The sequence below is a fragment of the [Rhizobium] kunmingense genome, from assembly GCF_977018605.1.
The window spans coordinates 772,187-784,294 of record NZ_CDRNXG010000002.1; the positions used below are offsets into that span (position 1 = coordinate 772,187).

Below are 12,108 nucleotides of genomic sequence, written 5' to 3' on the forward strand. Positions count from 1 at the left end.
GAAGACATCGGCATACCTACGGATCTGTGCACGTTCATTCTATCAGAGGGGTAGGGGGAACCCTGAACTTGTCTTGGGGTTCGGATGTTTTCAGAAGCTGCAGAGCGCGCCCATTATCGGTTTGACAAACTTCGCCATCGGTCCACGTGGAAGAGGATCTCGTTTCCATAGCAGAAGAAGAAGGCAGCCGCATGTTTGGATCACTGGTTGTCAAACGGTATCATGGCGAGCTCTTCGCGTTGCTCGAACGCATCGCCGTAAACCCACTGATGGCGGGCTAACGCCTTCAGATTTATCCACCTGTCAGGATCCACCCCTTCAAAGCGCACCTCGTAATCCATAGCATCGACGGGGACAGAAGCACTTTTGTGATCCGTGTCCGGCAAGATCACGAAGACTGGGCAGGGGATGCCTTCCAATCAATCCGTCCTCCGGCTTTATCATTTTTCTGGTCGTGAGTTCGATTATGCTCCAAAGCTCATGGCAAGGCGGCCAGAAAATCCGCGGCTCTCATCCGACTGTGGAACACGGCGCCTACGCCGACAAGAACGGGCTGATCAAATCCGACATCACACATTGCTTCGCCCAGTTTGCTCAAGCTGCCTGACCATCGCCTTTCTCCTCTTCGCGTCAGGGACTGGACGATTGTCGCCGGTGTGTCCGGGGGGAGCCCCGCAGCGATCAGCCTGCCCGAAAGTATTCCGGCCGTGCGCCCTGCCATGTAGTAGATCGTTGTTGTCTTCGGGTCGGCGAGGCCCGTCCAGTCGAGATTGTCGGGCAATGTGCCCTGGCGTGAATGTCCGGTGACGAACCGAACCGACTGCGCATGATCGCGATGGGTCAGCGATATGCCGAGCTGGGAGGCCATTGCGCTTGCGGCGGTAATGCCCGGCACCACGTCTACTGCGATCCCGGCTTCTTCGAGACAGGCGATTTCCTCGCCGGCACGGCCGAATATCATCGGGTCGCCGGATTTGAGCCGCACCACACGCTTGCCGGCTTTTGCCAGCGTCAGCATCATCGAATTGATGTCCTCCTGTCGGCAGCTTTCGCGACCGCCCCGTTTACCCACCAGCATGCGCTTGGCTTCGCGGCGCGAAAGTTCCAGCACCTCGTCTGAGACAAGGTCGTCGAACAGAATGACATCGGCAGCCTGCAGGGCGCGGACGGCCTTCAGCGTCAGCAGTTCAGCGTCACCCGGGCCGGCGCCGACAAGCGTCACACGGCCGTGGTCCTGCGCGGATGTCGCAACGTGCGCGGCTTCTTCAAGAAGGATGGCCTCGCTTTCCGCATCAGCCGGCGCCTGGAAGGCGCGGTCCACAAACCGTTCCCAGAAGGTCCGCCGCTGCGTACCAGCCGCAAGCCGATCGTTGATCGTTTCACGCAGTCGTTGAGCCAACTCCGCCCAACCTTTCAGGGAAAGCGGCAGCAGCGTTTCGATCTTTCTCCGGATAGTCTGGGCCAGGATCGGTGCTGCGCCGTCCGTCGAGATCGACACGACGACGGGCGAGCGGTTGACGATCGAGCCGAACTGGAACTGGCAGAAAGCCGGTTTGTCGATGACGTTCACCGGCACGCCGGCCGCGCGCGCCGCGTCGAAGAAGGCTTGCGCTTCGGCATCGTCTTCACAGTCGCCGATGGCCAGTGTTGCGCCCGTGAAGGCTCCGGTCGTCCAGAGTGCGTCGTGGTGCACGAAGCAGCCCTGCGGATGGTCCGTGCCCCGCGATATCAGTCTTTGGAACGTATCGGAGAGCTCGTCCGAATAGACGTTCACTTGCGCCCCACAGGCTGCGAGCAGTTCGGCTTTCCAGGCGGCGGCATCCGATCCGCCGGCAATGATGACGCGCCGGCCTTCCAGCGCCCAGAAGACGGGCAGTTTCGCCAGCGGCGCTATTCTGGCCGGCGCATCATTCCGCGGCTGCTGCAAGACATCCATCGATGATCCCCCTGATTTCAGCGCGGCAGGAGCCGCAATTGGTTCCGGCATTGGTCTCTTTGCCGACGGCTTCGACGCTGTGGCAACCGCCTCGAATGGCGGCGACGATGCGATTGACGCCGATCGAATAACAGGAACAGACGGTGGCACCGGGATCGGGCTGATCCGCGCCGGGCCGACCGGCGATAATGGCAAAGCGTTTGCGCAGGTCGGAATGGGGAGCCTGCAGCTGACCGATCGCCCAGTTGCGTGCAACCGCCACGGGCTGGCGGGCGAGGAAAATGGCGGCCACCAGCTTGTCGCCGTCGAAGAAGGCAAGCCGCTGCTCCCCGGACTGTCCGTCGGCATAACCGAGCGGCTCGACATCGGTGGAAATACCGAAAGTATCGCGGCACCAGTCTGTCCAGTCCTCGACCATCTCCCGAAATGCCAGCTCGGTGCGCCATCCGCCATCTGCTTTCGCGATCGCCCAGTAATCGATCGCGGGCATGGAGGGCTTTGCGGCTGACACGACAAAGCCGTAAACACTCGCCGGAAACCGACGTGCTGCAATCGCCACGTTTTTTGCAGCCGGCTGGCCTGAGACCGGGTCGGTCAGCGGCGGCACGAGTGCGTCGATCCGCGCCTTGGCGGCGAACTGGTCGTTCCAGTGCATCGGCACGAAAACACTTCCGGATGCCTGCCGCTCGCTGATCAGTACACGGGTGATCACCGTGCCGGAAGGACTTTCGAGTTCGACCAGATCAGCCGGAGAAAGGCCGAGCTCCATGGCGTCGCGGGGATGAAATTCGGCGAAAGGTTCGGCGATATGGCTTGAGAGCCGGGCGCTTTTGCCGGTTCGCGTCATCGTATGCCAATGGTCACGGATGCGACCGGTATTGAGCGTCAACGGATATCGGGCGCTGGTGCGCGCGGTCGTTGCGGGAGCTTCTATGGCGATGAAGCGCGCCTTGCTGTCGGGATGGTAGAAGCCGCCGTCGGCAAAAAAGCGGCTCACTTGCCTGACCGCGCCGACAGGCTGGGGCCATTGAAACGGTACAAGCCTGTTGTAGGCGGTATCATCGATATCGCTATAGGCGCCGATATCGAAATCGCGACGACCGTCGTTTTCGAAAGCCGAAAGAGCTGCGTGTTCGGCAAAAATCTGGGCTGGCGAGGCGTAGTCGAACCCTCCGAAACCCATTCGGCGGGCGACCTCCGCCATCTGCCACCAGTCCGCGCGGGCTTCGCCGGGTGGCGGCAGAAAGCCGCGTTGCCGGGAAATCCGCCGCTCTGAATTGGTGACCGTCCCGTCCTTTTCACCCCATCCGAGCGAAGGCAGAAGCACGTGCGCATGGCGCGTCGTGTCGGTGTGGCGCAGGACGTCGGAAACGACAACGAAAGGGCAGGCCTTGATCGCAGCCTCGACGAAATCGGCATCCGGCATGGAGACGACCGGGTTGGTCGCCATGATCCACAGCGCCTTGATGCGTCCGTCTGCAACCGCCTTGAACATGTCGACCGCTTTAGGGCCGGGTTTCGCCGCCATGATCGGCGAGGTCCAGAAGCGTTGCACGCACTCTCGGTCGCTTTCGCTCTCTATTGCCATATGGGCAGCGAGCATGTTGGCGAGCCCGCCCACTTCGCGGCCGCCCATGGCGTTCGGCTGGCCGGTCAGCGAGAACGGCCCCATGCCCGGCCGGCCGATGCGACCGGTGGCAAGATGGCAGTTGATGATGGCATTGACCTTGTCCGTGCCGGAAGACGACTGATTGACGCCCTGACTGTAGCAGGTGACGGTTTTTGGCGTTTCCTCGAACATGCGGAAAAAACGCTGCAGCTCATGGGCCGAAAGGCCTGTGCGCATCGTCAGTACCGTTTCCGATACCCCGGCGGCCACGGCGACAGCCTCATCGAAACCCTGCGTATGGGCAGCCACATAAGCGGCGTCGACCGCGCCTGTTCCGGCGAGATGAGCAAGCAGCCCCATGAACAGCGCCACATCGCCATCCGGCTTTATCGCCAGATGCAGGTCGGCAATGTCGCAGGCCATCGTCCGGCGCGGATCGATGACGACGATCTTCATCTCCGGCCGCTCGGCCTTTGCTGCGGCCAGCCGCTGGTAGAGAACCGGGTGACACCATGCGAGGTTCGATCCGGTCAGGATAACGAGATCGGCGAGTTCCAGGTCCTCATAGGTACCCGGCACCGTGTCGGCACCGAAGGCGCGGCGATGACCTGCAACAGAAGAGGCCATGCAGAGCCGGGAATTGGTGTCGATATTGGCCGAGCCGATAAATCCCTTCATCAGCTTGTTGGCGACGTAATAGTCTTCGGTGAGCAACTGGCCGGAGACATAAAATGCAACGGAATCCAGCCCATGCTCGGCGATTGCTTGCGAGAAGCGTTGCGCCACGAGGTCTAGAGCCCGGTCCCAACCATCCCGCTGGCCGCCGATTTCCGGGTAAAGCACCCGCCCGTCGAGGTCGATCGTCTCAGCCAGAGCCGAGCCCTTGGAACAGAGCCGACCATAATTGGCCGGATGTTCCGGATCGCCCTTCACCGTTACAGCACCGGTGTCCGCCACTGCAGCAACGACGCCGCAGCCGACGCCGCAATAGGGACAGGTGGTTTTCGTCTCGACGGACATGGGCGCCTTACTCCGCGGCTTCCAGCATCACGTTTTCCAACGCGATGAACAGCTGGCCGTCCTCGTTGCGGATTGGGATCACCCGCACCTCACCCTCATCGGCACCAAGCGCCCTGCCGGTCTCTAGCGATATGACCCAGCTATGCATGGGGCAGGTCACGGCCGTGCCGTGCACGATGCCTTCCGACAACGGTCCTCCCTTGTGGGGGCAGCGGTTCTCGATCGCATGCACCGTATGCTCATCGGTGCGAAAGACCGCGATCTTCATATGCGGCGTCTTCACGCAACGCGCACCGAGAAGTGGAATGTCGGAAATATCGCCGATCGGATACCAGTTCATGTCCATCTCCTCTACTCGGCCGCCTGATTGAAACCGACCGTCGCCATCGGCTTGAACTCGTGCTTGTCCTTGCCGGACACACGTTCGGACCAAGGATCGACCTGGGCAAATTTCTGGCTGAAAACGAAGCGCTCGTAATAACCCCGGCGCTTTTCCTCATCCGTCATGATCTGCCGGCGGATCTCGTCGAGGCCGATGCGTTTGGCCCATTTGTAGATGCGTTCCAGATAACGGCCCTGTTCGCGGTACATCTGGGCCAGCGCCACGATATGTTCGAGCGCTTCATCCTCGGTCTTCACCAGCCCCAGAACCTCGGTACCCTTGATGTCGAGACCGGCAGCCCCGGCGAAATGGATCTCGAAACCGCTGTCGACGCAGATCACGCCGATATCCTTGCAGGTTGCTTCGGCGCAGTTGCGCGGACAGCCTGAGACTGCGAGTTTCAGCTTCGCCGGCGTCCACGAACCCCACATGAATTTCTCCAGCCGGATACCCAGCCCGGTGGAATCCTGCGTGCCGAACCGGCACCAGTCGGAGCCGACGCAGGTCTTGACCGTGCGCAAGCCCTTGGCATAGGCCTGTCCCGACACGAAGCCAGCCTTGCCGAGATCGGCCCAGACGGCCGGCAGGTCTTCCTTCTCGATGCCCAAAAGATCGATGCGCTGGCCGCCGGTCACCTTGACCATCGGGATTTCGAACTTATCGACAACGTCGGCAATGGCGCGCAGCTCGGCGGCATTGGTGACGCCGCCCCACATGCGTGGCACGACCGAATAGGTGCCGTCCTTCTGGATATTGGCGTGCACACGCTCGTTGATGAAACGCGACTGGTAATCGTCGGCATATTCGTCCGGCCAGTCGCAGACGAGATAATAGTTGAGCGCCGGTCGGCACTTGGCACAGCCGCAGGAGGTCTTCCATTCCAGTTCCTGCATCACTGCCGGGATGGTCTTCAGACCCATGGCCTTGATAAGGCGGCGTACGTCATCGTGACCGAGTTCGGTGCAGGGGCACATCGGCTGCACCGCCTTCGGGTTATAGGCATCCCCCAGTGTCAGGCCCATCAGCTGCTCGACAAGGCCGGTGCAGGTGCCGCAGGAGGCGGACGCCTTGGTATGGGCACGCACCTCGTCCAGCGAGGTCAGGCCCTTGGCCGTGATCGTCGAGGTGATCTTGCCCTTGCATACGCCGTTGCAGCCGCAGATTTCCGCATCATCCGGCAATGCTGCAACGGCCGCCATAGGGTCCAGTGGGGCGCCCCCCTGATAGGCCTGGCCGAAGATCAGCGTGTCGCGCATGTCGGAAATGTCGACGGCCTTTTTTTTCAGGTCGTTGAACCATGCGCCATCGCCGGTTTCACCATAAAGCACGGTGCCGATGATGCGGTTGTCCTTCAGCACAAGGCGCTTGTAGATGCCGGCCGTGGCATCGCGCAGCACGATTTCCTGCCGGTCGTCGGCATCGGCAAAATCGCCGAGCGAATAAAGATCGATGCCGGTTACCTTGAGTTTCGTCGGCGTGTCGGAATGCACGAAGGCGGGTTTGCTGTCGCCTGCCAGATGTGCGGCGGCGACACGCGCCATCTCATAAAGCGGCGCGACAAGGCCATAGACCATCCCGTCCACCTCGGCGCATTCGCCGACCGAATAGATGTCACCGTCCGACGTCTGCATGCCGGCATCGACGACGATGCCGCGATTGACGGCGAGACCCGCCTCTTTCGCAAGCCCGATATTCGGGCGAATGCCGACCGCCATGACCACCAGCGTCGCCGGAATGATACGGCCGTCGTCCAGCTCGACGCCCTCTACCTTTCCGTCGCCGATCACGGCCTTGGTATTGGCCTTGCAGATAACCTTGATGCCGCGGTCTTCCACTGCCCTTTGCAGTAGATAACCGGCTGCGGGATCAAGCTGCCGCTCCATTAGCGTCGGATTGACATGCAACACCGTCACATCCATGCCGCGCTGGGCAAGACCAGCCGCTGCTTCCAGCCCCAGCAAGCCGCCACCGATGACCACTGCCTTCTCGCGGGACTGCGCGGCCAGCAGCATGGCCTCGACATCATCGAGATCGCGGTAGCTGATGACGCCCGGAAGGTTCTTGCCGGGAACAGGGATAATGAAGGGCGCGGAGCCGGTGGCAATCACCAGCTTGTCGTAGCTTTCCGTGATGCCCTGATCCGAGGTCACGGTTTTGGCGGCGCGATCAATCGCAACAATGCGATGCCCCTTGTAGAGCGTGATGCCGTTTTCGATGTACCATCCATCGCCGTGGATGACGATCTGCTCATAGGTCTTTTCGCCCGAAAGCACGGGGGAGAGCATGATGCGGTCGTAATTGACGCGCGGTTCCGCGTTGAAGATGGTGACTTGGTATTGTCCGGGAGCCTGTTCGAACAGGTGTTCAAGCATGCGTCCCGGTGCCATGCCATTGCCGATGATGACGAGTTTCTGAGTCATGGTCGTTACTCCGCGGCTTCGACGAAGCGGTGGCGTTCGTAGAGGAATTTCAGGACGGCCTCGCGGCATTTCAGATAAGTTCGGTCGGAGGCAAGCTCGATGCGGTTGCGTGGCCTTGTTATCGGCACGTCGAGCACCTCGCCGATATGGGCGGCGGGACCGTTGGTCATCATCACAATACGCTCGGACAGAAGCACGGCTTCGTCGACGTCATGCGTAATCATCACCATCGTGTTGCCGAGGCGCGAATGGATCTCCATTACCGCGTCCTGCAGATGTGCACGCGTCAGTGCGTCGAGTGCGCCGAATGGTTCATCGAGCAGCAGGATCTTCGGTTCCATCGACAGCGCACGGGCGATACCGACACGCTGCTTCATGCCGCCGGAAATTTCCGACGGCCTTTTATCCTTGGCATGCGCCATCTGCACGAGATCGAGATTGGCCATTACCCAGTCGTGGCGTTCGGCCCTGCTTTTGGTCGAGCTGAAAACCTTGGAAACGGCGAGATTGACGTTTTCGTAGACCGTCAGCCAGGGAAGCAGCGAGTGGTTCTGGAAGACGACGGCACGCTCCGGCCCCGGCGCGTTGACTTCTCGGTTCTCCAGAAGCACGGCGCCCGTCGAGACCGGCGTCAGCCCGGCGATCAGGTTCAACAGCGTCGATTTTCCGCAGCCGGAATGGCCGATGATCGAGACGAATTCGCCCTTGGTGATCGTCAGGTTTATCCCTTTGAGGACTTCGGTGCGCACTCCTCCGCGGTCGAAATTCTTGTCGACATGGTCGAGTTTCAGATAGGCGTTCATGGAAACTCTCCTCAGTTCGCAGCCGCGCCGCGGGTGATCAGTTTGCCAAGCGCTGCCACCAGCTTGTCGAGGGCGAAGCCGACGACGCCGATATAGACGAGCGCAACGATGATGTCGGAGAGGCGCGACGAGTTCCACGCATCCCAGATGAAGAAGCCGATACCGACGCCGCCGGTCAGCATTTCGGCGGCGACGATGGCAAGCCAGGACAGGCCGACGCCGATGCGGAGGCCGGTGAAGATGTAAGGTGCGGCCGAAGGCAGCATGATCTTGAAGAAGAACTCGAACTGGTTGAGCCTGAGCACCTGAGCGACGTTGCGGTAATCCTGCGGGATGTTGCGCACGCCAACGGCGGTGTTGATGATGATCGGCCAGATCGAGGTGATGAAGATCACGAAAATCGCCGACGGATTGGCGTTCTGGAAGGCGGCAAGCGACAGTGGCAACCAGGCGAGCGGCGGTACGGTTCGCAACACCTGAAAGATCGGATCAAGCCCGCGCATCGCCCATACGGACTGGCCGATGATGGCGCCGACAATCACACCGGCAATCGCCGCCAGACCGAAGCCGTAGGCGACGCGCTCCAGCGAGACGAGAACCCGCCAGCCGAGACCGATATCCTGCGAACCGTTGTGGAAGAACGGATCGACGATCAGATCGCGGGCGTCGGTCCAGACCTGAACAGGCGAGGGCAGCGAGGCATCGGGCGACGAACAGAGGACCTGCCAGACGCCAAGCATGATCACCAGTACGACGAGTGGTGGCAAAACGCTGCGGGTTATAGCTGCGGCGATGCGTCCGACATCGTATTTAGCAGTCTGCCTGCCGGAAAACGGCACGACGTTGGCTTGCGGTATGGCGGTCTGGACCACCGCGGAAAGCTTCTCTTGTTTTGCTAGGGCGGACATTGGCGCGCTCCATAAGACGTGAAGAAAAAGCCGGCGCGTCAACGCGCCGGAGGTGGGGAAATCAGCTCGCGGCCTTGATGGTCAGGCTCTTGAGGTACGCGGACGGGTCTTCCGGGTCGAAAACCTTGCCGTCGAAGAAAGTCTCCTTGCCGCGCGAACTGGAGGCCGGAATATCGGTTGCAGCCACACCCAGATCCTTTGCCGCCTCGCGCCAGAGATCCTCGCGGTTGACCTGATCGACGATCGCCTTGATGTCGGTATCGGGAGCAAACGTGCCCCAGCGGATATTCTCGGCCATGAACCAGCTGTCGTGACTTTTGAACGGATAGGAGGCTCCGTCCTTCCAGAACTTCATTTGAAGTCCGGTCGCCTTCACGTCACGGCCATTGCCGTAGTTGATGTCGCCTTTCAGACGGCCGAGCACGTCCTTTGCCGGCGCGTTCAGCCACTGGCGCTTGCCGAGCAGTTCGGACATCTCCTCCTTGTTGGCCATGTCCTCGCACCATTGCTGCGCTTCCATGACCGCCATCAGGATGGCCTTGGCGGCATTCGGGTTCTTTTCCACCCAGTCGGCGCGCATGCCGAGCGCCTTTTCCGGATGACCCTTCCACAGTTCCCCGGTGGTACAGGCGGTGAAGCCGATGCCCTGGTTGACGAGTTGTTCGTTCCACGGCTCGCCGACACAGAAGGCGTCCATGTTGCCGACCTTCATGTTGGCGACCATCTGCGGCGGCGGCACTACAATGGTCGAGACGTCGGTGTTGGGATCGATGCCGCCGGCGGCAAGCCAGTAGCGCAGCCACAGGTCATGCGTACCGCCGGGGAAGGTCATCGCAACCTTCACCTCGTTGCCGGCCGCCTTCTTTTTCGCAAAGGCCTCCTTCAGCTTCGATGCGTCGAGCTGAACGCCGGTCTCCGCATATTCCTTCGCAACCGAGATGCCCTGACTGTCGAGGTTGAGGCGGGCAATCAGCGCCATCGGTACCGGCTTGCTGTTCTGCGTCACCTTGCCCGTGTGCATGAGATACGGCATCGGCGAAAGGATATGCGCGCCGTCGATGCCATTGGCCGCGCCGCCGAGTACGAGATTGTCGCGTGTCGCACCCCAGGATGCCTGTTTTCCGACCTCGACATCCGGCATGCCGTGTTTGGCAAACAGACCTTTTTCAGCGGCGATGATCAACGGCGCCGCATCGGTGAGCGCAATGAAGCCCAACTTGGCGCCCGGAACTTCGGGACCGGCTGCGGCAGCAAAAGCGCCGGATGGGAATGCTGTCTTGACTGCTGCAACCAGCGCCGTCGTGGCACTGGTTTTGAGAAGCATTCGACGGCTGAAGCCCGGTGTCGAAATCTTGGTCATGTGCGTTCCCCTTGGTTTTATCGGTTCGTGATCTTGGATTTCGGGCACAAAAAAACGCCGCTCGGAGTTTGCGTCTGCCGGAAGAAATTCCGGACAGCAAAAACCTTGCGACGTCGGTGTCTATTGCGAGCGCCTATCGCGCGCTCATCCGCAGCGGTCGCCGTTGACCGGTGCGGAACTTAAGAAGCAATCAGCGTGCCATTTTAAGTTTTCAGGCAAGAGCAATTGAATTGCTTCAATAAAATCTATCAACGGCCATTTCCAACGAAGCGGCTGCTCGATTTGGCTCTGCGCATCTTTTGTGCGATTGCCAAATTTAAGGCAGAGCAATCAGGCACACATATGGAATTCAGGACAAGGTGTCGTCGATTTGCGGCTTGTCGACTGAATGTGGCTGCGCTCCGCGAACCGAGAAACTTTCTACATAGGTCTGGATATCATCAGGATCGAAAACCACACCGTCCATGAAGCGATTGTCCGAGGATCGCCCCTCGACAGTAATGTCGTCTCCGGCCGGCCCGGTGCCCAGTGCCGCGCGATAAAGATCCGGGCGGTAGGCGCTGGCGGCGGCCTGTAGATTTTCGCTGCTGAAGCCCGTCTGGTTCCAGCGCAGCATCTGGCTATAGATCCAGAGCGCGTGTCCGGGTTTCGGATAGTTGGCAAAGTCGCGATGGAACTGGAAGTAATCGGGGATCACGCGCCTGTTGCCCTTGTTGTCGAGACCGAATTCCCCGGCAAGCACATGACGGATGATCGATACAGGAGCGGCGATATAGCGTGTGTCTGCCAGGGCCTCAGCAAGAGCGTCATGGTTTTCCGGACGGTCGCACCAGCGCGCCGCGGCATCGAGCGCAACAATCAGGCGTGAGACGGTATCTGCGTTTTCTTGCGCCCATTCGGGTCGCATGGCGATGACCTTTTCCGGCGCGGCCGGCCAGATATCCTGCTTGGCTGCGACGATGCGGCCGACGCCACGTTCAGACGCGACCATGTTCCACGGCGCTCCGACGCAAAAACCATCTATGGCGCCGGCTTCCAGCGCGTCGGATGTCAGCGGTGGCGGGACGACAACGAGACGCACATCGTGGTCGGGATCTATGCCGCCTGCAGCAAGCCAGTATCGGAATTCGTAATTATGGGATGAGAACGGGTAGGTCATCCCGAAGGTCGGGAGCTGCTCTCCTCGTTCCTTCATCCATTGCAGTGTTTTTGCCAGGGCATTGGCATTGTCGAGCGCGTTGGCATTCTCTGCGATGCCGCTGATCTGACGCATACGATCGAACAGTCGCGTGGAAAGCGTGATGGCGTTTCCGCCACGCCCCAGAGAGAAAGGCGTTATCGTCGGCGATGGATTGGAACCGAGACCAAGCATGGAAGCGACCGGCATCGGCGACAGCATATGGGCGATATCGAATTGGCGAAAGGCGAGCCGATCGCGCACATTGGCCCAGGATACATCCTTGACCAGATCGATCGCCAATCCCTCCTTCGCTGCGAAACCGAATTCTGCAGCTGCAATCAGAACGGATGCGTCAACGAGCGGGATGAAGCCTGCGCGCAGCGTCTTCGGCCCTTCGCCTGTCACATGGCTGGGGGCGGCTAACTTGTTTTCGGTTTGGCCGGTCGTCATCATGTTCACTCCGGTTTCCTCCGGATCCTGCTCCGGATTA

9 protein-coding genes are annotated in these 12,108 nt (G+C 60.5%); all 9 read right to left on the reverse strand.

The window, feature by feature from the left end:
• Nucleotides 1–200: 200 nt before the first annotated feature.
• Complete coding sequence (locus AC0JZ4_RS22100) at nucleotides 201–419, reverse strand: hypothetical protein (protein ID WP_471888623.1); 219 nt, start codon at nucleotides 417–419, stop codon at nucleotides 201–203.
• A 59-nt stretch (nucleotides 420–478) separates the two neighbouring features.
• Nucleotides 479–1,936 (reverse strand): siroheme synthase CysG, encoded by a 1,458-nt coding sequence (gene cysG, locus AC0JZ4_RS22105; protein WP_471888624.1) that lies wholly within the window; start codon nucleotides 1,934–1,936, stop codon nucleotides 479–481.
• A complete protein-coding gene (locus AC0JZ4_RS22110; protein WP_471888625.1) occupies nucleotides 1,908–4,565 on the reverse strand; it encodes a nitrate reductase in 2,658 nt (885 codons plus the stop codon). Before AC0JZ4_RS22110 ends, cysG begins: the two co-directional genes overlap by 29 nt.
• 7 nt (nucleotides 4,566–4,572) lie before the next feature.
• On the reverse strand, nucleotides 4,573–4,911 hold the full coding sequence (nirD, locus tag AC0JZ4_RS22115) for a nitrite reductase small subunit NirD (protein ID WP_471888626.1): 339 nt from the start codon (nucleotides 4,909–4,911) through the stop codon (nucleotides 4,573–4,575).
• A gap of 5 nt (nucleotides 4,912–4,916) precedes the next feature.
• Nucleotides 4,917–7,367 (reverse strand): nitrite reductase large subunit NirB, encoded by a 2,451-nt coding sequence (nirB, locus tag AC0JZ4_RS22120; RefSeq protein WP_471888627.1) that lies wholly within the window; start codon nucleotides 7,365–7,367, stop codon nucleotides 4,917–4,919.
• 5 nt (nucleotides 7,368–7,372) lie between these two features.
• Nucleotides 7,373–8,170, reverse strand: coding sequence for an ABC transporter ATP-binding protein (locus AC0JZ4_RS22125; protein WP_471888628.1), 798 nt, complete (start codon nucleotides 8,168–8,170; stop codon nucleotides 7,373–7,375).
• Between the two features lie 11 nt (nucleotides 8,171–8,181).
• On the reverse strand, nucleotides 8,182–9,078 hold the full coding sequence (gene ntrB, locus AC0JZ4_RS22130; protein WP_471888629.1) for a nitrate ABC transporter permease: 897 nt from the start codon (nucleotides 9,076–9,078) through the stop codon (nucleotides 8,182–8,184).
• 61 nt (nucleotides 9,079–9,139) lie between these two features.
• Nucleotides 9,140–10,438, reverse strand: coding sequence for a CmpA/NrtA family ABC transporter substrate-binding protein (locus tag AC0JZ4_RS22135; RefSeq protein WP_471888630.1), 1,299 nt, complete (start codon nucleotides 10,436–10,438; stop codon nucleotides 9,140–9,142).
• A gap of 349 nt (nucleotides 10,439–10,787) precedes the next feature.
• Complete coding sequence (locus tag AC0JZ4_RS22140; RefSeq protein WP_471888631.1) at nucleotides 10,788–12,077, reverse strand: CmpA/NrtA family ABC transporter substrate-binding protein; 1,290 nt, start codon at nucleotides 12,075–12,077, stop codon at nucleotides 10,788–10,790.
• Nucleotides 12,078–12,108: the final 31 nt, after the last annotated feature.

What these genes read in the sequence shown, in the direction of transcription:
- cysG (WP_471888624.1), bottom strand. Translation starts at nt 1,936, where the DNA reads ATGGATGTCTTGCAGCAGCCGCGGAATGATGCGCCGGCCAGAATAGCG.
- AC0JZ4_RS22110 (WP_471888625.1), bottom strand. Translation starts at nt 4,565, where the DNA reads ATGTCCGTCGAGACGAAAACCACCTGTCCCTATTGCGGCGTCGGCTGC.
- nirD (WP_471888626.1), bottom strand. Translation starts at nt 4,911, where the DNA reads ATGGACATGAACTGGTATCCGATCGGCGATATTTCCGACATTCCACTT.
- nirB (WP_471888627.1), bottom strand. Translation starts at nt 7,367, where the DNA reads ATGACTCAGAAACTCGTCATCATCGGCAATGGCATGGCACCGGGACGC.
- AC0JZ4_RS22125 (WP_471888628.1), bottom strand. Translation starts at nt 8,170, where the DNA reads ATGAACGCCTATCTGAAACTCGACCATGTCGACAAGAATTTCGACCGC.
- ntrB (WP_471888629.1), bottom strand. Translation starts at nt 9,078, where the DNA reads ATGTCCGCCCTAGCAAAACAAGAGAAGCTTTCCGCGGTGGTCCAGACC.
- AC0JZ4_RS22135 (WP_471888630.1), bottom strand. Translation starts at nt 10,438, where the DNA reads ATGACCAAGATTTCGACACCGGGCTTCAGCCGTCGAATGCTTCTCAAA.